Origin of the sequence: Pedomonas sp. V897 (assembly GCF_051304405.1) — a bacterium.
In the GTDB taxonomy this organism is placed as follows: domain Bacteria; phylum Pseudomonadota; class Alphaproteobacteria; order Sphingomonadales; family Sphingomonadaceae; genus Pedomonas.
Genome location: NZ_JBPPGG010000001.1, coordinates 435,976 through 462,718 on the forward strand (window position 1 = coordinate 435,976; position 26,743 = coordinate 462,718).

General features: G+C 68.5%; 24 protein-coding genes and 1 other RNA gene. 1 reads left to right on the forward strand and 24 read right to left on the reverse strand.

Annotation, left to right across the window (positions count from 1 at the left end; genetic code table 11):
• Positions 1 to 76: 76 nt before the first annotated feature.
• The 16 genes from ftsA to rnpB form a co-directional block, all read right to left on the reverse strand.
• Positions 77 to 1,354, reverse strand: coding sequence for a cell division protein FtsA (ftsA, locus tag ACSJJU_RS02190; RefSeq protein ID WP_435913521.1), 1,278 nt, complete (start codon positions 1,352 to 1,354; stop codon positions 77 to 79).
• Positions 1,351 to 2,196, reverse strand: a complete 846-nt coding sequence (locus tag ACSJJU_RS02195) for a cell division protein FtsQ/DivIB (RefSeq protein ID WP_435913522.1) — start codon at positions 2,194 to 2,196, stop codon at positions 1,351 to 1,353. Before ACSJJU_RS02195 ends, ftsA begins: the two co-directional genes overlap by 4 nt.
• Positions 2,193 to 3,119: a D-alanine--D-alanine ligase gene (locus ACSJJU_RS02200; protein ID WP_435913523.1), complete on the reverse strand. Its 927-nt coding sequence runs from the start codon at positions 3,117 to 3,119 to the stop codon at positions 2,193 to 2,195. The genes ACSJJU_RS02195 and ACSJJU_RS02200 overlap by 4 nt, the downstream gene beginning before the upstream one ends.
• Positions 3,116 to 4,069, reverse strand: a complete 954-nt coding sequence (murB, locus tag ACSJJU_RS02205) for a UDP-N-acetylmuramate dehydrogenase (RefSeq protein WP_435913524.1) — start codon at positions 4,067 to 4,069, stop codon at positions 3,116 to 3,118. The genes ACSJJU_RS02200 and murB overlap by 4 nt, the downstream gene beginning before the upstream one ends.
• Positions 4,066 to 5,490: a UDP-N-acetylmuramate--L-alanine ligase gene (gene murC, locus ACSJJU_RS02210; RefSeq protein ID WP_435913525.1), complete on the reverse strand. Its 1,425-nt coding sequence runs from the start codon at positions 5,488 to 5,490 to the stop codon at positions 4,066 to 4,068. The genes murB and murC overlap by 4 nt, the downstream gene beginning before the upstream one ends.
• On the reverse strand, positions 5,487 to 6,653 hold the full coding sequence (gene murG / locus ACSJJU_RS02215; protein ID WP_435913526.1) for an undecaprenyldiphospho-muramoylpentapeptide beta-N-acetylglucosaminyltransferase: 1,167 nt from the start codon (positions 6,651 to 6,653) through the stop codon (positions 5,487 to 5,489). The genes murC and murG overlap by 4 nt, the downstream gene beginning before the upstream one ends.
• Positions 6,650 to 7,807 carry an FtsW/RodA/SpoVE family cell cycle protein gene (locus ACSJJU_RS02220; RefSeq protein WP_435913528.1) on the reverse strand — a complete coding sequence of 386 codons (1,158 nt, stop codon included), beginning with the start codon at positions 7,805 to 7,807 and terminating at the stop codon, positions 6,650 to 6,652. Before ACSJJU_RS02220 ends, murG begins: the two co-directional genes overlap by 4 nt.
• A complete protein-coding gene (gene murD / locus ACSJJU_RS02225; RefSeq protein ID WP_435913529.1) occupies positions 7,804 to 9,165 on the reverse strand; it encodes a UDP-N-acetylmuramoyl-L-alanine--D-glutamate ligase in 1,362 nt (453 codons plus the stop codon). Before murD ends, ACSJJU_RS02220 begins: the two co-directional genes overlap by 4 nt.
• Position 9,166: 1 nt before the next feature.
• The gene (gene mraY / locus ACSJJU_RS02230) at positions 9,167 to 10,240 is read right to left on the reverse strand and encodes a phospho-N-acetylmuramoyl-pentapeptide-transferase (RefSeq protein WP_435913530.1); all 1,074 of its coding nucleotides are present in this window, start codon (positions 10,238 to 10,240) and stop codon (positions 9,167 to 9,169) included.
• Between the two features lie 6 nt (positions 10,241 to 10,246).
• On the reverse strand, positions 10,247 to 11,653 hold the full coding sequence (locus ACSJJU_RS02235; protein ID WP_435913531.1) for a UDP-N-acetylmuramoyl-tripeptide--D-alanyl-D-alanine ligase: 1,407 nt from the start codon (positions 11,651 to 11,653) through the stop codon (positions 10,247 to 10,249).
• A complete protein-coding gene (locus ACSJJU_RS02240) occupies positions 11,650 to 13,134 on the reverse strand; it encodes a UDP-N-acetylmuramoyl-L-alanyl-D-glutamate--2,6-diaminopimelate ligase (protein ID WP_435914362.1) in 1,485 nt (494 codons plus the stop codon). The genes ACSJJU_RS02235 and ACSJJU_RS02240 overlap by 4 nt, the downstream gene beginning before the upstream one ends.
• Before the next feature lie 31 nt (positions 13,135 to 13,165).
• Complete coding sequence (locus ACSJJU_RS02245; RefSeq protein WP_435913532.1) at positions 13,166 to 14,857, reverse strand: peptidoglycan D,D-transpeptidase FtsI family protein; 1,692 nt, start codon at positions 14,855 to 14,857, stop codon at positions 13,166 to 13,168.
• Complete coding sequence (locus ACSJJU_RS02250) at positions 14,854 to 15,582, reverse strand: hypothetical protein (protein ID WP_435913533.1); 729 nt, start codon at positions 15,580 to 15,582, stop codon at positions 14,854 to 14,856. Before ACSJJU_RS02250 ends, ACSJJU_RS02245 begins: the two co-directional genes overlap by 4 nt.
• Before the next feature lie 3 nt (positions 15,583 to 15,585).
• Entirely contained in the window at positions 15,586 to 16,545 is a 960-nt protein-coding gene (gene rsmH / locus ACSJJU_RS02255; RefSeq protein WP_435913534.1) for a 16S rRNA (cytosine(1402)-N(4))-methyltransferase RsmH, read from the reverse strand.
• Entirely contained in the window at positions 16,542 to 17,039 is a 498-nt protein-coding gene (locus ACSJJU_RS02260; protein ID WP_435913535.1) for a division/cell wall cluster transcriptional repressor MraZ, read from the reverse strand. The genes rsmH and ACSJJU_RS02260 overlap by 4 nt, the downstream gene beginning before the upstream one ends.
• Positions 17,040 to 17,353: 314 nt before the next feature.
• An RNA gene (gene rnpB / locus ACSJJU_RS02265) (RNase P RNA component class A) lies at positions 17,354 to 17,761 on the reverse strand.
• A gap of 138 nt (positions 17,762 to 17,899) precedes the next feature.
• Between rnpB and ACSJJU_RS02270 the strand changes: the two genes are divergently transcribed.
• Positions 17,900 to 18,109, forward strand: coding sequence for a hypothetical protein (locus ACSJJU_RS02270; RefSeq protein WP_435913536.1), 210 nt, complete (start codon positions 17,900 to 17,902; stop codon positions 18,107 to 18,109).
• Between the two features lie 59 nt (positions 18,110 to 18,168).
• Here the strand turns inward: ACSJJU_RS02270 and ACSJJU_RS02275 are convergent, their stop codons facing one another.
• From ACSJJU_RS02275 to ACSJJU_RS02310, 8 genes are all read right to left on the reverse strand, one after another.
• On the reverse strand, positions 18,169 to 18,903 hold the full coding sequence (locus ACSJJU_RS02275) for an N-acetylmuramoyl-L-alanine amidase (protein ID WP_435913537.1): 735 nt from the start codon (positions 18,901 to 18,903) through the stop codon (positions 18,169 to 18,171).
• Entirely contained in the window at positions 18,900 to 19,793 is an 894-nt protein-coding gene (locus ACSJJU_RS02280) for a DMT family transporter (RefSeq protein WP_435913538.1), read from the reverse strand. Before ACSJJU_RS02280 ends, ACSJJU_RS02275 begins: the two co-directional genes overlap by 4 nt.
• Entirely contained in the window at positions 19,790 to 20,521 is a 732-nt protein-coding gene (locus tag ACSJJU_RS02285) for a TerB family tellurite resistance protein (RefSeq protein WP_435913539.1), read from the reverse strand. Before ACSJJU_RS02285 ends, ACSJJU_RS02280 begins: the two co-directional genes overlap by 4 nt.
• 386 nt (positions 20,522 to 20,907) lie before the next feature.
• On the reverse strand, positions 20,908 to 21,756 hold the full coding sequence (locus tag ACSJJU_RS02290) for a CheR family methyltransferase (RefSeq protein WP_435913540.1): 849 nt from the start codon (positions 21,754 to 21,756) through the stop codon (positions 20,908 to 20,910).
• Positions 21,753 to 22,928: a protein-glutamate methylesterase/protein-glutamine glutaminase gene (locus ACSJJU_RS02295; RefSeq protein ID WP_435913541.1), complete on the reverse strand. Its 1,176-nt coding sequence runs from the start codon at positions 22,926 to 22,928 to the stop codon at positions 21,753 to 21,755. The genes ACSJJU_RS02290 and ACSJJU_RS02295 overlap by 4 nt, the downstream gene beginning before the upstream one ends.
• A gap of 80 nt (positions 22,929 to 23,008) precedes the next feature.
• Positions 23,009 to 23,374: a response regulator gene (locus ACSJJU_RS02300; protein WP_435913542.1), complete on the reverse strand. Its 366-nt coding sequence runs from the start codon at positions 23,372 to 23,374 to the stop codon at positions 23,009 to 23,011.
• An 81-nt stretch (positions 23,375 to 23,455) separates the two neighbouring features.
• On the reverse strand, positions 23,456 to 23,902 hold the full coding sequence (locus ACSJJU_RS02305; RefSeq protein WP_435913543.1) for a chemotaxis protein CheW: 447 nt from the start codon (positions 23,900 to 23,902) through the stop codon (positions 23,456 to 23,458).
• A gap of 20 nt (positions 23,903 to 23,922) precedes the next feature.
• Complete coding sequence (locus ACSJJU_RS02310) at positions 23,923 to 26,658, reverse strand: hybrid sensor histidine kinase/response regulator (RefSeq protein WP_435913544.1); 2,736 nt, start codon at positions 26,656 to 26,658, stop codon at positions 23,923 to 23,925.
• Between the last annotated feature and the right edge of the window lie 85 nt (positions 26,659 to 26,743).

Sequence of the window (26,743 nt, forward strand, 5' to 3'; positions counted from 1 at the left end):
CTTGTCTCGACGAAGTTCGTATCTGACCGAAATACCCGGTTTCGTTCTTATCCCTTTGATCCGTCAGGGGACATTTCTAAAGGCTCCCCCTCAGAATCTCGATCATGCGCTCAAGCGGGCTGCGCGAGATCCGGTTCATGGAAACCCGCCCGTCCCGCCAGATGTCCTGGCCCTGCTTCAGCTCGTGCTGCACCAGCCCCACGAGAGTCGAGAACGCCGGCCCTGTCGCCGCCTCTGGTAATCCCTCAAGTGGGCGGGGTGTCGCAATTTTTGTTTCCCGTCCGAACACGCCGGTGGCGAAATGGGCGATGCCGTTGAGGTCCGCCACGCCCCCGGTCAGCACGACCGAACGGCCGACGGCGCGCCGGAATCCCAGCTCGTCGAGCCGCTGCGCCACCTCGGACAGAATCGCCTCCACCCGCATGCGGATAACGCTGGAAAGTTGCGCCTTGGTGATCCAGGTGGCCGGCCCGCCCTCGCGAATCGGCAGCACCTCCACCAGATCGTGGTTGTCCCGGCTGGTGGTGATGAGCGTGCCGTGCAGCGAGAGCATACGCTCCGCATGGCTGCGGCGGGTGTTGAAGGCCGCCGCGATGTCATCGACGATATCCGAGCCGCCCATGGTCACGCAGGCCATGCCCACCACCATGCCGCGCGCCAGCACCGAGACGTTGGTGACGCCCGCGCCCATCTCGACCAGCGCCACGCCCAGCTCGCGCTGTTCGGGCTCGAGGCAGGCCAGGCCGCTCGCCAGCGGCGAGGCGACGATCGCCTGCACACCGAGCAGCGCCTGACGCACGCACAGGTCCAGATTCCGCAGCGGCGCGGTCTCGGCGGAGACGACCAGAATGTCCACGCCCAGCCGCTCCGCATGGAAGCCGAGCGGGTTCACCACGCCCGTCAGCCCGTCGATGGTGTAGATGGCGGGAATGGCGTGCAGGATGGTGCGCCCGGCCGGGTCGATGCGGTCGCGGCCTTCGCTCAGCACGCGCTCGATGTCCGCCCGCTCGATGCGGTGCCCGGCGATGTCCACATCCACCTGATGGATCTGGTAGCTGAGGCCGCCGGAGGACATGTTGACGATCACCTTGTCCACCGTGGTCTCGGCCATTTTCTCGGCCTGGTCCATGGCGGCGCGGATGGCCCGCTCGGTCGCTTCCATGTCCGCGACCATGCCCTTGCGCACGCCGGTGCACAGCTGATGGCCGAAGCCGAGGACGCGCGGCTCGCTGCCCGGTGTGAGCAGCGCGATCAGCGCCGCTACCTTGGAGCTGCCCACGTCGAGCGCGGCAACGATCCGCTCGCCCTTGGAAAGGGCAAGTCTGGCCCCGCCTCTGCGCCGGTTCCCGCTCATATCCTGACCCCCCCTGCCTGCGCGACGGCGTTCCGGGTCTCGCCGCTGCTGGACATGGTGGCGGCGCGGCGGGTGTAAAGCCGATCGCCCTGACGCATGTCGAAGCGGGCGAAGCCGCGCCCCAGCAGCCCCGTGTTGCGCTCCAGCTCGGAGAACTTCTCCAGCGCCTTGCGGGCGGCCTCCTCGCCTTCCGGCAGCATCAGCAGCTCGCCCGAGCGGAAGCGCAGATCCCAGCGCCGCCCGCCGACCCAGGTCGCCGCATCCATGCGGGCGCGCAGTTCGGGATGAATGGAAAGCATGGTGAACAGGCTCATGGCATTCCGGTTGGCGTCGGGGCCGACCACGATGGGCAGGCGGGCGAAGGGCTTCACCCGCTCGGTCTCGAGCACCCGGCCATAAAGATCGATGACGGCAAGCCGCCCCTGATGCTGCCAGAGGGCGACGGGCTTGCGCTCCTCCACCACGATGTTGAGCGTGTCCGGCAGCTGCCGCGAGACGGAGGCTTCCTGAATCCAGGGATTCTCCAGCAGGCGCGCCCGCACGTCGTCAAGGTCGATGGCGAGCATGGAGTTGGTGCGGCCGTCGAGCACGGCGCTGTAGACGGCAAGGCGCGGCGCGTTCTTGAGGCCGCTCACGTGCAGGGTCGTCACCTCGAAACCCAGGCTGGCAACGCCATGGGCCAGGCCGAACTTCACCCGCTGCGGCACGTCGAAGTACCACAGGCCAAGCCCCGCCACGGCACCGGCCGCCGCGAGGCCGCCAGCCAGCATCAGGCCCCGGCGCAAGCCCCGCCAGGGGATGCCCGCCTTCCGCTGTTTCGATCTGGATGAGCGTTTGCTCATCGACTGCCCCCTGCCTCCTCGATCAGCATACCAACCAATGCGTCGAAACTGATACCCCTGAATGCCGCCTGTTCCGGCACCAGCGACAGCGGGGTCATACCCGGTTGTGTATTAACCTCAAGCAGGTAGAGAATTCCTGGTTCGCCCGCCGTATCGTCATAGCGGAAATCGGAGCGCGAAACACCCCGGCATCCAAGCGCATTGTGCGCGGCGACCGCCATTTCCATCGCCTGCCGCGCCGCCTCCGGGTGAATCGGCGCCGGGACGATGTGGCGGGTGAGGCCGTTGGTGTACTTGGCTTCGTAGTCGTAGAACCCTTGAGTCGGCTGCAACTCGGTCACGGCCAGCGCCTCGCCGTTGAGCACGGCAACGGTCAGCTCCCGGCCCGGAATGAACGGCTCGGCCAGCAGCTCCCTGAACTCCTGCCACGGCCCCTTCGCGTCGCGGCTGATGGGGCTGCCGTAGTTGCTCTCGTTCGTGACGATGGCGACGCCCACCGACGAGCCCTCGTTCACCGGCTTCAGCACATAGGGGCGCGGCAGCGGATCGGCCTCGAAGATGCTCTCCGATTCGATGACGCGGCCGCCCGGCATACGGATGCCCGCGGCCGTCAGCACGGTCTTGGTGAGCTGCTTGTCGATGGCGACGGCGGAGGTGGTCAGGCCGGAGTGGGTGTAGGGAATGCCCATCAGGTCGAGCATGCCCTGCACCGTGCCGTCCTCGCCCGGCGAGCCGTGAAGCGCGTTGAACACCACGTCCGGCTTCAGCTCGGCCAGACGCCGGGCCACGTCCCGCTGCATGTCGAGCCGGGTGACGCGGTAGCCCAGCCGCTCGCAGGCGTCGGCCACGGCGTTGCCCGAGGTCAGCGACACCTCCCGCTCAGCGGACCAGCCGCCCATCAACACCACGACATGACGGCTCATGCTTCACCCTTCCTTCCGCTGGCACTTCCCGTTCCCGGACGGCCGATCCGCTGGATCTCCCAGTGGAGATCGACCCCGCTCGCCTCCTTCACGCGGGCGCGCACCTCCTCGCCCAGCGCTTCCAGATCGGCGCTGGTGGCGTCTCCGGTGTTCAGGAGGAAATTGCAATGCTTCTCGCTCACCTGCGCGCCGCCGCGCCGCAGGCCCCGGCAGCCGGCGGCATCGATGAGACGCCAGGCCTTGTCACCCTCCGGGTTCTTGAAGGTGGAGCCGCCGGTGCGGGTGCGCAGCGGCTGGCTTGCCTCCCGCTCGGCGGCGATGCGGTCCATCTCCGCGCCGATCACCGCCGGATCGGCGGGCACGCCCTCCAGCACGGCCTCGACGACAATCGCCCCGTCCGGCAGCTCGGAGTGGCGGTAGGAATAGCCCAGCGCCGTCTTCGGCAGCGTCTCGACGCGGCCGTCCCGGTGCACCACGGTGCATTCCACCAGAATGTCCGCCGTCTCGCGGCCATAGGCGCCCGCGTTCATGCGCACGGCCCCGCCGATGGTGCCCGGAATGCCGCGCAGGAACTCCATGCCGCCGATCCCGGCGTCGCGCGCGGCGCTGGCAACGGTGATGCCCATGGCGGCAGCCCCGGCGCGAATCCGGTTGCCCGGCTCTACCTGCACCCGGGCGAAGGCCTTGGACAGCCGCACGACCACGCCCTCGACGCCGCCGTCGCGCACCAGGAGGTTGGAACCGACGCCAACCGGCAGCACCGGCACGTCCCCGGGGCACGCCTTCAGGAAGTCCACCAGGTCCGCAAGGTCGGCGGGGCGGAACAGCACGTCCGCCGGCCCGCCGCAGCGGAACCAGATGAAGTCCGCCAGCGAACCGTTCGGCACCATCTCGCCGCGCACGGCGGGCAGCCGCGCGATCAGGTCAGGAGTGGCCGGGGCCAGGGTCATGCCGCCGCGCCCTCCCGCCGCGCCTTGATGGCGTCCGCCAGGCCCGCCGCCCACCGGGTGATGTCACCCGCGCCGAGGCACACCACCATGTCGCCGGGCCGCACCAGTTCGGCCAGCTGATCCGCCAGATGCGCCGCATCGTCCGCCGCCAGCACATGGCGATGGCCGCTGGCGCGCAGGCCCTTGACCAGCGCGTCGCGGTCAACGCCCTCGATCGGCGCTTCGCCCGCCGGATAGACCGGCACCACCACCACCGTGTCGGCGTCGTTGAAGCAGGTGCGGAACTCGGCCATCAGGTCGCGCAGGCGGGTGTAGCGGTGCGGCTGGGCGACGGCGATGACGCGCCCCTCGCCGATGCCCTCGCGGGCGGCGGCCAGCACGGCGCGGATCTCCACCGGGTGGTGGCCGTAGTCGTCGATGATGGTGACGCCATCCACCTCGCCCACGCGGGTGAAGCGGCGCTTGACGCCGCCGAAGGAGGCGAAAGCCGCCTTCAGCGCCGTGTCCGAGACGCCCAGCTTCTGCGCCACGGCAATGGCGGCGAGCGCGTTCTGCACGTTGTGTCGGCCCGGCATGGCCAGCTCCAGCCCCTCGATGGTGCGCTGCTCGCCGGTGCGGCGGTTGGTGATGACGGCGTTGAAGCGGTTGCCGCCGGGGAACGGCGTCACCTGGTCGCCGCGCACGTCCGCCTGGGCGTTGAAGCCGTAGGTGACGATCGGCCGGTCGGTCACATGCGGGATGATCGCCTGCACCTCCGGGTGGTCAAGGCACAGCACCGCCGCGCCGTAGAACGGCACATGCTCGATGAACTCGATGAAGGACTGCTTCACCTTCTCGAACGAGCCGTAGTGGTCGAGGTGCTCCGGGTCGATGTTGGTGACAATGGCGATGGTCGGGGGCAGGCGCAGGAACGAGCCGTCGGACTCGTCCGCCTCCACCACCATCCAGTCCCCCTCGCCGAGGCGGGCGTTGGTGCCGTAGGCGTTGATGATGCCGCCGTTGATGACGGTGGGGTCGAGCCCGGCCTTGTCCAGCACCGCCGCCACCAGCGAGGTGGTGGTGGTCTTGCCGTGGGTGCCGGCGACGGCGACCGTGTTCTTGAGGCGCATCAGCTCGGCCAGCATTTCGGCGCGGCGAACGACGGGGATGAACTTCTCCCGCGCCAGATCCACCTCCGGGTTGCCATTGCGGATGGCGGAGGAGACCACCACCACCGAGGCGTCGCCCAGGTTCTCCGCCTTGTGCCCGATGAACACCGGAATGCCCCGCTCGCGCAGGCGCACCACGTTGTAGCTCTCCGCCACGTCGGAGCCCTGGACGCTGTAGCCCAGGTTCTTCATCACCTCGGCAATGCCCGACATGCCGATGCCGCCGATGCCGACGAAGTGGATGGTGCCGATGTCGCGTTCGAGGCCACTCATACTGCTGCCTTTGCCTTGCTGGCGACGGCCGTGCCGCCGGTTGTCGTTCGGGTGGACGCCCCCGCCACGCGGGCGATCAGCTCCGCCAGATGCGCCGCCGCCTCCGGCCGTCCCGCGGCCCGGGCGCTGGCGGCCATCTCGGCGAGGCGCTCGGGCGCGTCGGCGAAGGCGCGGATGACACCGGCCAGCGCCTCGGGCGTGAATTCGCTCTGCGGGATGAGGCGCGCGCCGCCCTGATCCGCCACGTCCCGCGCGTTGGCGGTCTGGTGGTCGTCCATGGCGGTGGGCAGCGGCACGAGGATCGACGGCCGGCCCACGGCGGTCAGCTCGGAGAGGGTGGACGCCCCGGCGCGGGCGATGACCAGATGGGCCAGGCGCAGCTTGTCCACCATGTCGGTGATGTAGGCGCTGCACTCGGCCGCGACCCGGGCGCGGGTGTAGAGGTCCCGCACCGTCTCCACATCCGCCTCCCGGCACTGCTGGGTGATGCGGATGCGCCGCTTCAGCTCCGGCGGCAGCAGGTCGATGGCGGCGGGCACCACGTCGGCGAGCACCTTGGCGCCCTGGCTGCCGCCCACCACGAGGATGCGGAAGGCCGATTGCGCGTTGAACTCGGGGAACGGCAGATCCCGCAGCTTGAGGATGTCCTGCCGCACCGGATTGCCGGTCAGCACCGCGCGCCGCGCCAGCCGCGCCTTGAGGCCCCGGGTCTGACGGTAGGAGGTGGCGATGGCCGCCGTGAAGCCCGCCAGCAGGCGGTTGACGCGCCCCAGCACCGCGTTCTGTTCGTGAATGACAACCGGAATGCGCAGGGAAATGGCCGCCAGCAGCGCCGGGAGAGCCGGATAGCCGCCAAAGCCCGCCACCACGGCGGGCCGGTCCGCCTGCATCAGCCGGCGGGCGGTGCGCGCGCCCTCGTAGATCTGCGCCAGCGCCTTCACCCGGCCCGCAAGGCCGCCATTGCCGAGCGTGCCGGCCGCCAGCACGTGCCGGGGCACGCCCTCGAACAGGCCGGGGTAGCGCAGGCCGCGCGTGTCGGTCATCAGCGCGACGCGAAAGCCCTCGCCCTCCAGCCGCTGCGCGACGGCATGGGCAGGCACCATGTGGCCGCCGGTGCCGCCGGCCGCCACCACGATCAGCGGTTTGCGGGACGCGCCGGTCATGCCGCCCTCCCCGCCACGAACGGGCTGGCGTCGAGGAAGCGGTTGCGGCGGGTCAGCGCCAGCACCAGCCCCATGGTCACGGCCGTGGCGATGAACGACGAGCCGCCGTGGCTGATGAACGGGAGGGTCATGCCCTTGGACGGCAGCAGGTGCAGGTTCACGCCCATGTTGATGAACGCCTGCATGCCGAACTGGGCCGCGAGCCCCGCCACCGCCAGCACGATGAAGGGATCATCCTCGTTCACCAGCTGGAACAGCACGCGCATGACGATGCCGAGGTAGAGAATGGCCAGCAGCAGGCAGGCGAGCATGCCGAATTCCTCGCCGATGACGGCGAAGATGTAGTCGGTGTGCGGCTCGGGCAGCTGCATCTTCACCATGCCCTGCCCCGGCCCGGTGCCGAACAGCCCGCCGGACTGGAAGCACTCCAGCGCCTTGTCCATCTGGTAGGTGTCGCCCTCGGAGAACAGGAAGCGGTCGATGCGCGACTGCACGTGGGGCACGAACATGTAGGCGAGCCCCATGCCCGCGAGGCCCGACACCGCCATCACGGCGAAGATGTAGAAGTTGAGCCCCGCCAGCAGCGCCTGGGCGAACCACACGGCCATGTAGAGCGCGCTCTGGCCATAGTCCGGCTGCACCACCAGAAAGCCGATCACCAGCACAAGAAGCACGGCCGCCACATGGAAGGCGGGCACGGTGCTGTCGTCATAGCGGCTGGAGAGGATCCACGCGGTGGTGACGATGAACGCCGGCTTCAGAAACTCGGAGGGCTGGAACTGGAAGCCGCCGAGACTGATCCAGCGCACGGCGCCGTTGGCGTCGGAGCCGACCAGCGGCACCGCCATCAGCGCGGCCAGGAACACCAGAAAGCCCGCGACGCACAGCCGTTTGACCCACTGGATCGGCAGCATGGAGGTGGCGATCATCACCGGCAGGCCGAGCGCCACCCAGAACAGGTGGCGCTGGAAGTACATCATCTCGTTGAGCCGGACCGAACCGCCCGAATAGCGGTGCGCCGCCGCCGGGCTCGCCGAGAGCACGGCCACGATGCCGATGGAGACCAGCAGCAGCAACATGCCCAGCAGCACCCGGTCGATGGTCCAGAACCATCGGCTGACGGCGGTGCGGTCGGTGCGGCGGAACGGAATCATGCCGTGCCGTCCTCCCGGAGCGCGGCCACCGCCGCACGGAAGGCCTCGCCGCGCGCCTCGAAGTCGCGGAACTGGTCATAGGAGGCGCACGCCGGGGAGAGCAGCACCACCTCGCCCGGTCTGGCGCGGCGTGCTGCCAGCTTCACGGCGTTCTCCAGCGTGCCCGCCTTCTCCACCGGCACGTGGGGGCTGAGGAGCGTGGCGAACAGCTCTTCGGCGGCGCCGATGGTGTAGGCGGCGCGCACGCTGCCGAGGTGCGGCAGGCAGGCGTCCAGCTCGTCCGTCTTGGCCTTGCCGCCCGCGATCCAGTGGATGGCCGGATAGGCCGCCAGCGCCGGGGCGGTGGAGGTGGGGTTGGTCGCCTTGGAGTCGTTGAGGTAGGTGACGCCCCCGATCTCTGCCACGAATTCCATCCGGTGCGGCAGGCCCGGGTAGGTCTCGAACGCCCGCAGGATCTGCTCCGGCGCGACACCCAGTGCCCGCGTCGCGGCGAAGGCGGCGGCGGCGTTCTGGGCGTTGTGCGGCCCCTGCAGGCGCGGCCAGGCGCTCTGCGCGCCCAGCGCCGCGCCGCCGGCAAGGAGCTGGCCCTCCAGCACGGCCACGCCCTCGGGCTGCGCCGCCTCGATGGAGATCGGGCACACCTTTGCCGTCGCCACCGCGGCAATGGCGCGGCAGTAGGCGTCGTCCACCGAGATCACCGCCGTCTGCTCCGCCGTCTGCATGCGGAACAGGCGTTCCTTGGCGTGGGCATAGCCCGCCATGTCGCCGTGGCGGTCCAGGTGATCGGGCGTGATGTTGGTCAGCACCGCCACGTCGGCGGCGAGGTTGTGGATGAGGTCGATCTGGAACGAGGACAGCTCCAGCACATAGACCCCGCCCTCCGGCAGCGGCTCCTCGCCCAGGATCGGCAGGCCGATGTTGCCGCCGAGCCGTGCCTCGATGCCGCTTTCCTTCAGCACATGATGGATGAGCGCCGTCGTCGTCGATTTGCCGTTGGTGCCGGTGATGGCGACCACCCGGTGCGCGGGCAGCTCGCCCCGCGCCCGCGCGAACAGCTCGATGTCGCCCATGATGGCGACGCCCGCCGCCCGCGCCTTCTCGGCCAGCGGATGGGGCGTCGGCAGATGCAGCGGCACGCCCGGCGAGAGCAGCAGCCCGTCGAGCCCGGCGAAATCCGTCTCGTACAGGTTGGCAAGCGCGATGCCCTCGGCCGCCGCCTTGTCGCGCGCGGCCGCGCCGTCGTCCCACGCCAGCACCTCGGCGCCGGAGGCGGCAAGCGCGCGGGCCGTCGCCAGCCCGGTCCGGGCCAGTCCGAAGACGGCGTAGCGTTTTCCAGTAAAGGCGCGGGCAGTGATCATCTTACCTCAGCTTCAGGGTCGAAAGGCCAATGAGGGCGAGCACGAGCGCAATGATCCAGAAACGGACCACCACGGTGGATTCGGCCCAGCCTTTCTGTTCGAAATGGTGGTGAATGGGCGCCATGCGGAACACCCGCTTGCCGGTCAACTTATAGCTGGCCACCTGAACAATGACTGAAACCGCCTCCAGCACGAACAGGCCGCCCACCACCGCCAGCACGATCTCGTGGTTGGTGACGACCGCGATGGAGCCGAGCGCGCCGCCCAGCGCCAGCGAGCCGGTGTCGCCCATGAACACCATGGCGGGCGGCGCATTGAACCACAGGAATGCCAGCCCCGCGCCGATGAGCGCGCCGCAGAACACCGCCAGCTCGCCCGAGCCCGGCACGTGGCGCACCTGGAGGTAGTTGGCGAAATTCACGTTGCCGATGAGGTAGGCGATGATGGCGAACGTGACCGCCGCGATGATGACCGGCATGATGGCAAGGCCGTCGAGGCCGTCGGTGAGGTTGACCGCGTTACCCGCGCCGACCACCACGAACGCCGCCACCAGCAGATAGCCCCAGCCGAGGTTCAGCCCCAGATCCTTGAAGAACGGCAGCCACAGGGTGGTGCCGGTGCGGGAGGAGATGTAGAGCGCCGCCGCCCCGGCGATGGCGAACTCGATCAGCAGCCGGGTCTTGCCGGAGAGGCCGTCATGGGTGGCCTTGGTGACCTTCTTGTAGTCGTCATAGAAGCCGACCGCGCCGAAGCCGAGCGTGACCGCCAGGCACACCCAGATGTAGCCGTTGGTCAGATCCGCCCACAGCAGGGTCGAGATCGTCATGGCGATGAGAATGAGAAAGCCGCCCATGGTGGGCGTGCCCTTCTTGGTGAGCAGGTGCGACTGCGGCCCGTCCTCGCGGATGGGCTGGCCCTTGCCCTGCTTGAGGCGCAGCCAGCCAATCAGCCGGGGGCCGGCCACAAGGCCGATGAACAGCGCGGTCAGAACCGCGGCGATCGTGCGGAACGTGAGGAACCGGAACAGGTTGTTGCCGGGGAAGTCCAGGTCCAGATTGGCCAGCAAAGACAACATCTGCTTCTACTCTACTCCGTGCTGGTTCAGCGACCGCACGACTCTCCCGAGTCCCACGCTGTTTGAACCCTTCACCAAAATGATATCATCCGCCCGCACCATGTCGCGCAGCAGCGTCAGCGCCTCCTCGGCCGAGCCGACCACATGATGGGGAATGCGCGCGGGCAGCGCCTCGGCCAGCGCCGCCATTTCCGCACCCACGAGAATGGCCTCCGCCACGCCCGCCGCCTCGATGGAGCCGGCCAGATCGGCGTGCATCGCCGCCGTCTCGTCGCCCAGTTCCTTCATCGCGCCCAGCACGGCGATGCGCCGACCGCGCCGCCGGGGCTCGAAGCCGCCCAGCACGCTGAGCGCCGCCGCCATGGAGGCCGGGTTGGCGTTGTAGCTTTCATCCAGCAGCATGGCCTTGCCCGCGCCCACGGCGATGAACGAGCGCTGGCCACGGCCTTCGAGGCCCTGCATTTCGCCCAGCGCCAGCCCCGCCAGCCCCAGGTCCGCGCCCACGGCCTTGACGACCGCCAGCACGCCCAGCGCATTCAGTGCCCAGTGCTCGCCCGGCATACCGATCTTGAAGGTGAGCCGCTCGCCCAGCACGTCGGCGGTCATGGAGGTGCAGATGTCCGACGGCGCCACCTTCAGCGGCCGCACGTCCGCGTCCGCCGCCTTGACGCCGAAGCTGATGATCCGCGCCGCGCCGCTGGCCTCGGCCGCCGCGCGCAGGCGCGCGTAATGGGGATTGTCCCGGTTGAGCACGGCGGTGCCGCCCGGCTCCAGCCCGGTGAAGATCTCCGCCTTGGCGTCCGCAATCGCCTCCTCGCTGGCGAAGAAGGCGCGGTGGGCGCTGGCGATGGTGGTGACGATGGCGACGTGCGGGCGCACCAGCCGGGCCAGCTCGGTCAGCTCGCCGGGGTGGTTCATGCCCATCTCGAACACGCCATAGAGGCTGTCCTGCGGCATGCGCGCCAGCGACAGCGGCACGCCGGTGTGGTTGTTGTAGGACTTGACCGAGGCATGGGTCCGCCCCGGCGCGGAGCGGTCGAGTGCCAGACGCAGGGCCTCCTTGACGCCGGTCTTGCCCGCGCTGCCGGTGACGCCGATCACCTTTCCGCCCATGCGGCGGCGGGAGGCCCGCGCCAGATCATTGAGCGCCGCGAAGGTATCGCGCACCGCCACGTGCGGCGCATCGGCCGACGGCAGCCGCGCCGGGTCCGACACCAGCGCACCCGCCGCACCGGCGGCATAGGCCTGCGCCAGAAAGCTGTGCCCGTCCATCTTCTCGCCCTTGAGCGCGATGAACAGGTCGCCCGGCATCACCTCGCGGCTGTCGAAGGTCACGCCGCCCACCGCGAAGTCACCGGAGGCGGTGCCGCCGGTGGCGGATGCCAGTTCCGCGGAAGTCCACAAAGCGGTCATGCCGTCTGCCCTTGCCCTGCCCCGTTCCGGGCGCCCATCTCCTGCGCAAGACGCGCCGCCACCTCCACGTCATCGAACGGGTGGACGACGCCCTGCACGATCTGCCCCTGCTCGTGACCCTTGCCGGCAATCAGCACGAGGTCACCGGCCCGGGCCGTCTGCATGGCGGCACGGATTGCCTCGGCGCGATCACCGATATCAATGGCCCCGGGCGCCGCTGCCAGAATTTCGGCGCGGATCGCTTCGGGGGATTCCGAACGGGGGTTGTCGTCGGTCACATAGACCAAGTTGGACAGACTTGCAGCTATTGCGCCCATCTGCGGCCGCTTGCCGCGGTCGCGGTCGCCGCCGCAGCCGAACACGGTGATGAGGCGGCCCGGGCAGTGCGGGCGCAGCGCCTCGATGGCGGCGCGCAGGCCGTCGGGCGTGTGGGCATAGTCCACGAACACCGGCGCGCCCGCGGGCGTGACGGCGGCCTTCTGCAACCGCCCCGGTACGCCCTTCACATGATGGAGCGCCTCGAACACCCTGGCGGGGGCTTCGCCGCAGGCAATGGCAAGCCCCGCCGCCACTAGCGCGTTGGCGGCCTGGTAGCCGCCCAGCAGCGGCAGACGAATCCCGTGCGCCTTGCCCTGGAACGCCACCGTCAGCTTCTGCCCGTCCGGCAGCACCTCGCGCCCCGTCAGCCGCAGGCCCTCGGCCGCGGCGTCCCCCGTGCCCACCGGCAGGATGGCGATGCCCCGGCTTGCCGCCACCTCGGCCATGTACGCGCTTACCGGATCGTCCATCCACAGCACCGCCGTGCCGTCCTGCACCAGCAGGTCGGAGAACAGGCGCGCCTTGGCGTCCCGGTAGGCCTCGACCGTGCCGTGATAATCCATGTGGTCGCGGGTCAGGTTGGTGAAGGCGGCGGCCTTGACCGCCACCCCGTCCACCCGGTGCTGGTCGAGACCGTGGGAGGAGGCCTCGAACACCACGTGGCTGATGCCCGCCCGCTCCATGCCGCCGAGGTTCGACAGGAAGGTGAGCACGTCGGGCGTCGTCATGCCCAGGTCGCGCTTGCCGATGGCGGTGATGACGCCGAGCGTCCCGAGGCTGGCAGCCGGGCGGCTCAGCCGGGTCCAGATCTGGCGCAGCAGGTCCGCGACGGAGGTCTTGCCGTTGGTGCCGGTCACCGCCGCGATGGTGGCGGGCATGGGCGCGTACCAGCGCGCGGCGATCTCGGCGAAGCGCTGGCGCGGGTTCGCCGCCACGATGTGCACGGCGCGGGCGGTGTCCACCTTTGCCTCGGGGCGGGCGACGATGGCGACGGCGCCCGCCCCGATGGCGTCCTCGATGAAGTCCTCGCCGTTGAAGCGGACGCCGGGGAAGGCGCCGAAAATGGTGCCGGGCGTCACCTTGCGATGATCGATCGCAAGGCCGCTGACCGGGGCCAGATGCTCCGGCCCGGTCCACCCCGTCAAATCGTGCAAGGTAATCACCACAGCAACTCGTCCCGCCTGTTCCGGTCTGCTAGCCCGCGATGTATCTTTGCAGCGGGCTCAGATCGACGTCCTTGTTCACGTTGGGCTCGACGCCCAGAATCGGCCCCACCCGCTGCACGATCGCCTTCATCGCCGGCGCGGCGTTCCAGCCGGCGGTGGCGAAACCGTAGGTTTCCTTGATGCCCTTGGGCTCGTCGAGCGTGGCGATCACCACATAGCGCGGATCGTCCATCGGGAACGCGCCCGCGAAGGTGGTGATGAGCGCCTTGCGCTGGTAGCCGCCGACGCCCGGTTTCTCCGCCGTGCCGGTCTTGCCGCCGATGCGGTAGCCCGGCGCGTTCGCCTGCTTGCCGGTGCCCTGCACCACCACCAGGCGCATCAGCTGGCGCATGATCTTCGAGGTTTCCTCGCTGAAGATGCGCTCGCCGGTGGAGCGCTCGGTGCCCGGCGCGATCTTCATCAGCGTGGCCGGCCGCCACACGCCGCCGTTGACCAGCGTTGCGTACCCCGTCGCCAGATGCAGCGAGGTCACGGCGATGCCGTGGCCGTAGCTGATGGTCATGGTGGAGGCCTTGCCCCACGGGTTGGGGTACATCGGCTGGGCCGACTCCTTCAGCTCGATGTGCACGGGTTCGAGGAAGCCGAGCCGGCGCATGTAGGCCTGCTGGGTCTCCGGCCCCACGTCCAGCGCGATCTGCGCCGTGCCGATGTTGGAGGAGTGCATGAAGATTTCCGGCACCGTCATCGACCGGTTCTCGGGATGGGTGTCGCGGATGCGGAAGCGGCCGATGGCGAGCGGCGCGGACACGTCATACTTCTTGCCGAGCGTGACGATGCCCTCCTCCAGTGCCATGGCGGTGGTGAAGGCCTTGAAGGTGGAGCCCAGCTCGTAGATGCCCTGCGTCGCCCGGTTGAACCAGGTCTCCGAAGGGGTGCGCGAGACGGCATTGGGATCGAAGGCGGGCAGCGAGGCCATCGCCAGCAGCTCGCCCGTGTGGACGTCCAGGATGATGCCGGCCGCGCCAATAGCGCTGAACTTTTCCATGGCCGCGTTCAGTTCATATTCCAGCGCATGTTGCACGCGGACATCGATGGACAGTTGCAACGGCTTGTTCAGCTGACTCTCCTCGGTCAGCCGCGTGTCGAACGAGCGTTCGATCCCCGCCATGCCCTTGCCGTCGATGTTGGTGTAGCCGAGCACGTGCGAGGCGAGGACGCCGTTCGGGTAGACGCGCTCCGCCTCGTCCTGGAACTCCAGTCCCGGTTCGCCGATCGCATTGATGCGGCTCACCTGCTCCGGCGTCAGCCGCCGGGAAATATAGCGGAACTTGGCGCTGGAGTTGAGCTGGCGGCGCACGAAGTCCAGATCCAGATGCGGCAGCACCTCGACGATCTTGCGGGCCAGCGCCTCCTTGTCGCCGATGACCCTGTGCGGGCGCACGGCCAGCGCCTGCACCTTGAGGGTGGTGGCCAGCACCTCGCCGTTGCGGTCGATGATGTCGGCGCGCGGCGGCCGGAGCGTGGCGAAGATATCCGCCCGGCCCGCCGAGCGGTCGATGGCCTTGAGAACGGCCAGATCCATCAGGCGCAGGCCGATGACCACGGTCGCCGCCGCGAACACCAGCGCCCCGATCACCAGCCGCTGCCGCGACCGCTCCAGCGCCTGCTGGCGGTGTCCCGCAAGCTGAATCCTGAGCGAACGCAGCGCGGCTTCGTTCATTGAGTGCCCGCCTCGCTCGCGGCCAGGCGCTCGATGGATGCGATGGTGGCGGCGTCAAGCCCGCCGAGCGGGGCCGCCTTCTTGGGCAGGGCCGGCGCGTAGGCCTCGGCACCGGCCGTCTCGGCCGGGGTCCGCATCGCCAGGGCAATGCTTTCCTTGCGCGGGCGCGGCGCGGGCTCGGCAACCGGCTCGGACCAGGACGCCAGATGCACCTTGGGCGCCGCCTCGCCGAAGCCGGACGGACGCGGCTTCTGCACGGTCGCATAGACCGGGAGGGACGGCAGGCGCATGGCGACGGCCGGGCCGTCGGAGGACACGGCCACCAGCTGCGCCTTGCCGCCGTCGGTCGCCTTGGCGAGGTAGGTCTGCGGCGCCTCGTGGGAGTCCATCTGCTGCTCGATGGCGGGCAGCACCTGCGGCTTCTGCGGCTCCGAATTGGGATCGGCCGCGAACGCCACATAGCTCTCCGCCGAGGCGAAGTAGCGGTCCGCCGTCGGCGCGGTCAGGCCGAAGTAGGTATCGTTCAGCCGCTGCAGCTGGCCCGGCCGCACCCGGATCTGCCACTCGGCCTGAAGGCGGCGCACCTCCCGCATGTCGCCGGCAATCTGACGCTTCAGCGCCATCACCTCGTCGCGGCGCTCTCCCACCTCCAGGCTGACGGCAAAGCACACCGCAGCAGAAACCGCGGTCGCCAGTGCCATGATGATGCCTGTGTAGTAGCGCATTTCCTAGTTCTCCCAGGCCGGTGCTGACGTTCGGACGGCCGACCGCAAGGTTGCGGACCGGGCGCGCGGATTGCGGGCGATTTCCTCGTCGGAGGGACGAATCGCCTTTGCGATTTTCTCGAAGCTCGGAGCCTGCGCGGGACCGGGCCGCTCCGGCAGGTGCCGGGAGCCGCCCGCGACCATGCCGCCGCGCTCGCGCAGGAAGTTCTTCACCACGCGGTCTTCCAGGCTGTGGAAGCTGACCACCGCCAGCCGCCCGCCGGGGCGCAGCAGCCGCTCCGCCGCGCGCAGCCCGTCCTTCAGCTGGTCCAGCTCCGCGTTCACATGGATGCGCAGACCCTGGAAGCTGCGGGTCGCCGGATCCTTGGGGCCGCGCCGCCCGCCCAGCGCCGCGCGGATCACCTCCGCCAGCTGCTCGGTGCGCTCGAACGGCCGCTCGGCCCGCGCCTTGACGATGGCCTTGGCCACCCGGCGCGCCTTGGGCTCCTCGCCGTAGTAATAGAAGATGTCGGCCAGCTCCTCCTCGCTGGCGGTGTTCACCACATCCGCCGCGCTCGGGCCGGCCTGCTCCATCCGCATGTCGAGCGGGCCGTCGTTCTGGAAGGAGAAGCCCCGCTCCGCCTGGTCCAGCTGCATGGAGGAGACGCCGATGTCGAAGGCGATGGCGTCCACCTGCGCAACGCCCCGCTCGGCCAGCAACTCCGCCATTTCGCCGAAGCGGCCGTGAATGAGCGTCAGGCGGCCGCCGGCCTCCTGCACCAGCGCCTGCCCGTCGCGGATGGCGTTGGGGTCGCGGTCGAAGGCATAGACATGGGCCACGCCCCGGCCGAGAATCGCCCGGGTGTAGCCGCCCGCGCCGAAGGTGGCGTCCACCGCCACCTCGCCCCCGGAGAGGGCGAGCGCCGCCAGCACTTCATCGCGCAGCACCGGAATGTGGGGCGTGTCGGCAAGGGCAGCCATCATCCCTCCTCCCCCGGCAGCGGCAGCTTCTTCTGCTTCAGGAGGTAGACGACCTTGCGGCACAGCGCCTTCTGGTGCGCCTGGGTCTCGAGGAAGGTGTAGGGGTTCCAGATTTCGAAATACCCCTGGGCGCCAAGGAACAGCGCGGTTTTCTCGATCGCGGCGTAATCGATGAAGAAGCCGTCCAGAACGATTCGGCCGGCATCGTCGAACTTCACAGAATCGGCGGCGCCGAACAGGCTGCGGCGGATGTCCTCGCGGTTGGCGGTCGGGTCCTGCGCCAGACGCGCCTCGGCCTCCTCGCGCAGCTCCTTGAGGTAGGTGTGATCGTAAGCCACGAGGCAGGGCAGCTCCTCGTGCTCGCGAATGAGGAATTCCTCGCCGCCGGTGCGGGCCTTGATGACAGCGCGAAACTGCGCAGGAACCGAGACCCGGTTCTTGCTGTCAACGCTGTTGAGAGCGTTGCCATAAAACAGTTGTTCGCCCTGTTCGACCACGCGTGCCGTGCCCTCCACTGGGGCGCACGCCTTCTCCTCACAAACTCACGACCGGCGCGAAACGCGCCCTGCATCCTGACTCGGGAAAGAGAAGAAAACGCCGCCCACAGCCAAGGTGTACATGCCACAACATGGGTTTTCAATGGGAAAAAGCCCCACTACGTCCCAAAACGGGGTGGTTTGCCGCCACTTCCCGGGCAAACGGGCGCAAACGGACCCGTTTCGCGGGCGCAATTGGCCCGTTCGTAAATTTTCCGTTAATTTTCAAGAGATTGTTCCGGACACATCTGGCCCGGATTGAAGGGAAAAGGAAAAGCGGCAGAGGATCTGTAAGCCGGGTTCTGTGCACGTGGGATGAAATCCCACGCCGACGACCATTCCTCTACGACAGGCGTTGCCGCCTGCCTCCAGCAACCAACCCGGACGGTCATGCCGGATCCGCATTGGCAGCCCCGAAAGGCTGCCGCGCCGTCCCTACTCGGTCTTGCTCCCAGCGGGGTTTGCCATGCCTGTGCTGTTGCCAGCCCAGCGGTGCGCTCTTACCGCACCTTTTCACCCTTACCGGCGGTCGGAAGCGGGCTTCCGGTCGGCCGGCGGTTCGATCTCTGTGGCACTGTCCCTCGGGTTGCCCCGGCCGGGTGTTACCCGGCGCTGTTGATCCGTGGAGCCCGGACTTTCCTCCCCCCGCGCCGAACGCGGGCGGCGGCCGTCCGATCCTCTGCCGTGACCCTGATATGGGAAATCGTCCCACCTTGCCAATGGAGAAAACCGGGCGCGCGCGGAATACCGGCTGGCGCTTCTGGCCCTTGCCAATCGCCGAGACGCGCCTTACGGGTTCAGGGCAACGAGGAGAAGACCGCATGCGCGTTGGACTTATCTTGATTTCCGCAAGCCTGTTGCTGGCCGCCTGCGGCGGCAAGTCCGACCGGGTCGAGACCACCGGCGGCAAGCCCAGGGCGGCCCTGACCATCGGGGAAGACATCAAGAAGGCCGCAAGGAAACTGCCGGACAACCTGGCGGGCGATTCGGCCAATCGCGCCCACCTCGGCGAGCCCATCATCCCGCAATAAACAGGGGCAATGAACAACCAGGGGCAATGACCGGGGGCGCGAGACCGCGCCCGGCGCCCCTAGACGATCAGCCCTTCCCCCGCCAGCAGGGCGGCCAGCCGCTCCTGCGTCTGGGTGTCGGCGTAGCCGGTCACGCCCTCGGGGCGGAAATGGCGCTGGAAGGCGATGGTGACCACTTCGGTCATGGAATCGAAAACACCTGTTTCCTCAATGGCGTAGCCCCAAGCCTTGAGACGGGCCTGATAGCGCAGCACCGGCGCGCCCTTGTCGCCCGGCCCGAGCAGCGGAAAGTCGCCCGGCTTCACCCGCTCCGGCCACACCCCCAGCCCTTCCGCCGCCAGCTGCCGCCAGTCGAACAGCTCGCCGGGGTCGGTCTTGCGCGCCGGGGCCACATCCGAGTGGCCGATGACGTTGCGGGCGGGAATGGCATGGCGTCCCACGATCTCGCGGGCGAGCGCGACCAGCGCCGCCATCTGCGGCTCCGCGAACGGGCGGTAGCCGAACTCGTGGCCCGGATTGACCAGCTCGATACCGATGGAGGCGGCGTTCACGTCCGTCACCCCCCGCCAGCAGGAGACGCCCGCATGCCAGGCGCGGCGGTCCTCCGGCACGTGGACATAGACCGTGCCGTCCTCGTCGATGGTGTAGTGGGACGAGACCTTGGCCTCCGGGTTGGTCAGTTGCCGCAGCGCGGCCTCGGCCGATTCCATGCCCGTGTAGTGAAGCACCAGCATGGAGACCGGCTGGCCGCGCCGGTCGTCATGGTTCGGGGAAGGAAGCGCCACCTGCTTCATGGCTGCCGGCTCCCGTTTCCGCTCACTTGCGCCTCCTCCTTCTGCGCGCCCCGGAAGGTGATGATGGCGACGCCCGCCAGCGCGATCAGGCCGCCGGTGATCATCTGCCGCGTCAGCACGTTATCGAAGATCCACACGCTGAACAGCACCGAGAGCATGGGCGACAGCAGGGTGAAGGGCGAGATGATCGTCACGGGGTAGCGCTGGAGCAGCCAGGCCAGCCCCGCGTGGCCGATCACCGACGAGAAGCCCGCCGCGAACAGCAGGTAGCCGTAGACCTTGAGCGGGATGTCCTGCGGGTGGGTCAGCACGCCCGGCTCGTAGGCCAGCGACAGTACGGAGAGAATGGGAATGCTGGTGAGGGAAATCCACGCCTGGAGGTTGAGCGGCGTGATCCCCGTCAGGCGGCGCACCATCACCGTGCCCAGCGCGGCGGCGAAGGCGGAGACGGTCATCAGCGCCAGCGGCACCCGTTCCTCGAACACGTGCGGGTCGAACGACAGGTAGGCGATGCCGGCAAACGCAAGCACGATGCCCACGGTGCGGATCCAGCGGATGCGCTCGCCGAGCAGGGCGATGGCGAGGATGAGGCTGAACGGCACCCACAACTGGGAGGCGATGGCGAGCGCGCTGATGTTGGTGGCCATGGAGAAGGCCACGTTCATCACCGAGAATTGCAGGGCGCCCATGACCAGGCCGGTGGCGAGCACCGCGCCCATACGCCCCGGCACCCAGCGCAGGGCGGGCGCGCAGAGGAGGAACAGGAACCCGAAGCGGATGACGGCCGCCGCCAGCGGGTCCAGCTCCATGAGCGCCAGCTTCACCGGCACGATGTTGAAGCCCCATGCCACGTTGATGAGCATGAGGAACGCGAAGTGCAACGGCTTCATGCAGCCTCTTCCTGAGCCAGAATGGTGCGGTAGGCTGCGTTGATCGCCGCCATGCGCTGCTCGGCAACGCGAATGAATTCGGTCGGCACGCCCGCCGCGATGTGGCGGTCGGGGTGGTGTTCCTTGACCAGTTGACGGTAGGCGGCCCGCACCTCCGCCAGATCCGCCCCCGGGTCCACGCCCAGAATCACATAGGGGTCATCCGGGTGGCTGGGCAGATGGCGGGAGCGGATGCGGGCAAAGGCCCCGCCGCGAAAGCCGAGCAGCCGCCCCACCGTCTCCAGGTAGGCCATTTCCTCCCCGGTCACGTAGCCGTCGGCGCGGGCGATGAGGAACAGGGCGTCCAGCAGGTCCTCGAGGATCGGCGAGCCCTCGCCGAACAGCTGGGCCGCCTGGCGGGCATAGGCCTCGTAGCCGTCCGTCGATTTCTGCGCGAGGCGGTAGAAGCGGATGACGTTGGCCTCCTCGGCCGGGTCCACCCGGAACAGGCGGCGGAAGGCGCAGAACTCGGCCTCGTCCGCCCGGCCGTCGGCGCGGGCCATCTTGGCGGCCAGGGCGATGGCGGCGATGGTGAAGGCCACCTGGCGGCGCTCCGCCTCGGGCGTGCGCCAGCGCTCGACCGGCACATCGACCACGGCGTGGCCGATGACGATGCCGATCAAGGCGCCGATCGGGCCGCCAATGGCCAGTCCCGCTGCGCCGCCGATGAGCTTGCCCCAGATTGACATGCGTTGAACCGGCGTTCCGTCCCTGCTTCGTTGCGTCCGTCTGTCTTGCGTCCGTCAGACTTGTGTCGGTCTGTCGTTGCGTCAGCGCACCCGTCCCCGCTCCGGCTGCCGGCCGCCCCCGCCTTGCGCCGCGCGGCCAGGGCAGACAGCTCAGCCAGAAGTAAGGTGGAATGCGCCCCTCTGTGTCAGGCCCCTATGTCAGGCCTCTGTGTCAGGAAATTCTTTTTCCCGGACAATTTAAGCAATTCCGGCGGCGCTGGAAACCGGCTGGTTCGGCGCTGCGGCAAATCACGCCACGCCCCGCCTCAGGAGGCGGCGGATCATGAACAAGGGCGGATGAAAAAGGGGAGAAAACCGCGGGGAAAGACCGCCCCGCACCCGTCAGCTCAGGCGCTGATCGCCTGCACCGCCTCGCTTTCGGCGGGAACATAAAGGCCGCGCATGTCGCGCACGGGCTTGAACGCCTTGGTGAGGCCCAGCACCGTCTCGGCCGCGCCGAGGAACAGGCTGCCGTCGTTCGGCATCTGCCGGCGGATCGCCTCCAGCACCCGCGCCTTGGTGGGGGCGTCGAAGTAGATCAGCACGTTGCGGCAGAACACCACGTCGAAGATGCCCAGCGGCGTCAGCGGCTGCAGCAGGTTGAAGGTGCGGAACTTCACCTTGCTCCTGATCTCGGGGGAGATCTGCCACAGGTCTCCCACCTTGGTGAAATAGGTCATCAGGTTCTTGATGGGCAGGCCGCGTTGCACCTCGAACTGGGAGTAGATCCCCGCCTGCGCCTTGGCGATGGCCTGGGAGGAGAGGTCCGTTGCGATGATCTCGATGGTCCAGTCCGCCCACATCGCCCGCTGCTGGTCGAGGATCATGGCGATGGAATAGGGCTCCTGCCCGGTCGAACAGGCGGCGCTCCAGATGCGCAGGCGGCGGCTGTTGGCGCGCGCCGTGCGGAGCGCGGGCAGCACGTGGTGGGCCAGGGTATCGAACGGCAGGTTGTCCCGGAAGAAGAACGACTCGTTGATCGTCATGGCTTCCGAGATCTCGTGCAGCAGCGTCTCGTCCGGCTTGTGGCGGATCAGCCTGACCAGCTGCGGCAGATCATCCAGACCGCGCCGCCGCGCCACCGGTGTGAGGCGCGACTCCAGCAGATACCCCTTCTCCGGGCCGAGCACGAGGCCGGAGCGCGACTTGAGCAAGTCGGCGAGGAACTGGAAATCCTGCGGCGCGAGCAAGCTCATGGGCAACGCCCCTCCATGAGAGAGCCGATCGTCGCGCCGATCCTGCCGAGCGGCAGGACATAGCTGGCGAGGCCGGCCTGGGTGACGGCGCCGGGCATGCCCCACACCACTGACGAATTTTCATCCTGCGCGATGACGGTGCCGCCGTGGGCCACCACCTCGGCCGCGCCGTCGCGCCCGTCGTGGCCCATGCCGGTCAGCACCACGGCCAGGCAGGCGCTGGCGTAGACCCGCGCGGCGGACTCGAACAGCGGATCGACCGCCGGGCGGCAGAAGTTCACCGGCGGGCTGTCATCGGTGGCGATGACCGGCTGGCTGGCGTTGCCCGCCACCCGCATGTGCAGCCCCCCCGGCGCGATGTAGACCCGCCCCGGCCGGATCGGCTCGCCGTCCACCGCCTCGGCGGCCGTGAAGCCGGTCTGGCGCTGGATGTGCTCGGCGAGAATCCGGGTGAAGTTGGGGGGCATGTGCTGGGTGATGAGGATGGGCAGCCGGAACGGCTTCGGCAGGCTGCCGAGCAGGCTGAACAGCGCCTGCGGGCCGCCGGTCGACGCGCCGATGGCGAGCACGCTCGGGCGCGCGCGGGAAGGCTGGGCCCGGGCCGGCTTCGGCTCGGGCGCGGCGGCCGGGCTCCGGCGCGGCTGGAGCGGCTGGCTGGCGGGAATGGGCCCCCGGGTCTCGAAATCGATGAGCGGCTCGCGGCGGCGGCGGCGGGCCACTTGCCCCATGGTCCGCACCTTCTCCAGCAGCTCCCGCCGGAAATCGACGCCGTTGGTGATGATGCCCGTGCTCTGGGGCTTGGGGATGTAGTCCGCCGCGCCCAGGCCCAGCGCCTTCAGGGAGATGTCCGCGTTGCGCAGCGTCAGGGTGGAGGCCATGAGGATCTGCACGCCCGGCTGCGCCTCAAGCAGCAGCGGGAGGGCGGTCAGGCCGTCCATTTCCGGCATTTCGATGTCGAGGACGATGACGTCGAAGCGCTGCTGCTGGGCCCGGCGCACGGCCTCGACGCCGTTATGGGCGGTGGCAACGACCCGGATCATCGGGTCATCCTCGAGCCAGCGGGACAGGATGCCGCGAATCACCGCCGAGTCATCGACAACCAGTACCCTTACATGATTTGGCGGGGTCGCCCGACCCGGCTCGCCTGCCGCACCCAACGCTGACACGCCCATTCATCCAATCCCTTGGCCGCATGCGCGACATTCAACTTCGCAAACGCCACCGAACAAAAAAACGTAAGCCGCAGGCGGCCTCAGATCAGGCCGACCTGCGAGAACTTTGCTTCGATGATTTCCCTGTCGAAGGGCTTCATGATGTATTCGTCCGCCCCCGCCTCGATGGCGGCACGGATGTGCGCCATGTCATTTTCCGTGGTGCAGAAGATCACCAGCGGCTGCTTTTCCACGTCCGCCGAGCGCAGCGCCTTCAGGAAATCGAGGCCGTTCATCACCGGCATATTCCAGTCGAGCAGGACCACATCGGGCATGGCGGCCTGGCATTGCTCCCAGGCGTCCTGCCCGTCCACAGCTTCCGTGATCTCAAACTCCAGATCTTCCAGGATGCGCCGGGCAACCTTTCGGATCACCTTCGAGTCATCAACAACCAAGCAGGACTTCATGCCTCATGCTCCACTCGAGGATCTCGCGTCCTGAACAATAGGCGCGCAAAACTTGCCGCCGGGTTAAGGTCTTGCGGTCCGTCAGGCAGCCGCTGCCCGGTCGATGTCGAGCACGCGGCGCACATCCAGCACCACCAGCAGCTCGTCATCGAGCCGGTAGATGCCGTCGGACACCTCGCGCCACCTCTGGTCGAGCGTCACCGGATTCTTCTCGAACAGGGAATCCGGCAGGCTGAGCACCTCGCCCACGCTGTCGATGATGAGCGAGTAGGACTCGCCCTTGAAGTCCACCACCACGCTCATCGCCTTCTCGCCGGGCATGCGCGCGGGCATGCCGAGGCGCTCGCGCAGGTCGATGGCGGTGACGATGCGGCCGCGCAGGTTGAGCACGCCCGCCACCCACGGCGGGGCGAGCGGCACCCGGGTCACGTTCTGCAACTTCAGCACGTCGTGCACCACGAGCACCGGGATGCCCAGCAGCTGCCCGGCCAGGCGGATGGTGACGAAGTCCTTGGAACCTTCCTTCATGCGTCCTTACTCCCCGCTCCTCAGGCCGCCGCGCTGCGGGCGAAATCCAGCTGCTCCTCAAGCACGTTCAGGAGCGAATCCCGGTCGTACTTGGCCACGTAGTCGTTGAAGCCCGCCTGGCGGCCGCGCTCGAAGTCGGCGGGCGAGGCCAGCGACGACAGCGCCACGAGCGGCAGGTTGGCCCAGCGGCCGCTCTGGCGCACTTCCTCGGCGAACTCGAAGCCGCTGAGGCCGGGCATCTCGATGTCGGAGATGATGAGATCGAACTCCGCCCCGTCGTCGCGCAGCCTGAGCGCTTCCTCGGCGCTGCCGACGCAGGTGACCTCGTAGCCGCCCGCCTTGAGGAGCGGGCGCAGCATGTTGCGGAAGAACGAGCTGTCGTCCACCAGCAGCACCCGCGGCGGCGCGCCCTTGCGGCTGGCGGCCGCGTCCTGGTTCTTGCCGCGCAGGAGATCCTTGAAGGCGAGGCGCAGGTAGTGGGCCACGTCGATGATCTCGGTGATCTTGCCCGCCACCACGGCGTTGCCCAGCCGCCCGTTCCGCATGTCGGCGGTCAGCTCCAGGTTCAGCTCGGTCTCGACGATGTCGAGGATCTCGTCCACCGCCAGGCCCATCACATGGTCGCCGTCGGCGAACACCAGCACGAACTGCATGCCCTCGGTCTTGAGCTGGAGATGCGGATCGACCGTCAGCAGCGGCATCAGGTTGCCGCGATACTGCACCATCGGCCGCCCCTCCGCGTATTCGATGGTGGAGACGTCCACCTCCTCCAGGCGCGCCACCAGCGACAGCGGCACCGCCTTCGGGCTGTCCGAGCCGGCGCGGAACACCAGCATGGCCTCCTGGTCGCCGTCCGCGCTGCGGCCCTTGAGCTCCAGCGATTCGGCGCCCTCGTTGTCCTGCACCGTGGCGGCCGCGCGCGCGATGCCGTTGGGATCGAGAATCATGATGACGCTGCCGTCGCCCAGAATGGTGTTGCCCGAATAGACGGTGAGATCCTTGAGGATCGGCGCCATGGGCTTCACCACGATTTCCTCGGTGTCGAACACCTCGTCGACCACGATGCCGAAGGTGAAGGCGCCCACCTGCGCCACCACCACGAAGCACTGGTCGTTGTCGTTGGCCGCCCCGGCCTCGGACGTCTTTTCGAGGCCCAGCACCCGGTCGAGCCGCACCAGCGGCAGCAGGCGGTTGCGCAGGCGCAGCACCGGCGTGTTGTTGATGTGCTCGATGACGTGCTCGCCGCCGCTCATCACGCGCACCAGCTCCAGCACCGAGATCTGCGGAATGGCGAAGCGCTCGCCGCCCGCGCCCACCACCAGCGAGGAGACGATCGCCAGGGTCAGCGGAATCTTGATGGCAAAGCGCGTGCCCTTGCCGAACTTCGACTCCAGCTCGACGGTGCCGCCGATCTTCTCGATGTTGGAGCGCACCACGTCCATGCCGACGCCGCGTCCCGAAACCGAGGTGACCTTCTCCGCCGTCGACAGGCCGGGGTGGAAGATGAACTTCTGGATCTGGTTCTCGGACATGCCGTCCAGCTCGGCCTCGGTGGCAAGGCCGTTCTCCAGAACCTTCTTGCGGATCTTCTCGACGTTGATGCCCCGCCCGTCATCGCTGATCTCGATGATGATGTGGCCGCCCTCGTGATAGGCGTTGAGGCGGATGTGCCCCACCTCCGGCTTGCCGGCGGCGACGCGGTCGGCGGGCGATTCGATGCCGTGGTCCGCCGAGTTGCGCACCATGTGGGTGAGCGGGTCCTTGATCAGCTCCAGCACCTGACGGTCCAGTTCCGTCTCGGCGCCGCGCATTTCCAGCTCGATCTTCTTGTCCAGTTCGTGGCTGAGGTCGCGCACGATGCGCGGCAGCTTCTGCCAGGCGTTGCCCACCGGCTGCATGCGCGTCTTCATCACGCCTTCCTGCAACTCGGTGGTGCACTGGGACAGGCGCTGAAGCGGCACGGTGAATTCGTTGTTCTCGTGGCGGCGCGCGGTCTGCAAAAGCTGGTTGCGGGTGAGCACCAGCTCGGAGACCAGGTTCATCAGGTTCTCCAGCAGGTCCACCGAGACGCGGATGGTCTGGTTCGCCGCCTTGGAGCCCGCGTCTTCCGCAGCAGCAGCAGCGGGGGCCGGCGCCTTGGCCGCCTCGGCCTTGGGCGCCCTGGCCTCCGCCGCAACGGGCTGGGGCTCGGGCTGGGACTGGGCCCGGGCCTCAGCCGGCTCGGGCTCGTCGTCCGGGCCCGGCGCGGCGGCGAAGGCCGCTTCCAGTTCCTCCAGCGAGACCTCGCCCGGCTTCAGGGCGCGGCCCAGCAGCTTCTCGGTTTCGGCGCGGGCGGCGTCCGCATCGGCCACCGGCGCGGGCGCAGGTGCCGACGACAGCTTGCCGGCGGCCGCCTCGTCCAGCATGGCGATGAGCATGGAGTCATCGCCCTCGGGCTCGGCCCCGGTTTCCTCAAGGCCGCGCAGGATCACCTTGATGGCGTCCAGCGCCTGGAGAATCAGCGACACCAGCTCGGAGTTCACCGTCAGCTTGCCGTCGCGGAAATTGCCCAGCACGTTCTCCGCCGCGTGCGCCACCGACTCGAGCCGGGGCAGGCCGAGGAAGCCGCAAGTGCCCTTGATGGTGTGAACAAGGCGGAAGATATTGTCGAGAACGGCCTTGTCGTTGGGATTTTGCTCCAGGCGGACCAGTTCGTTGTCGATGGTATCGAGGCTTTCGTTGGTCTCGGTCAGAAACTCTGTGAGCAGATCATCCATGCTATCCGCCTCTCGCAGTACATAAATCCTGTGGCGAGGGCACACGGCCCCTTGCCGGAGCCGTAACCTTGATGGATCGGGGTTA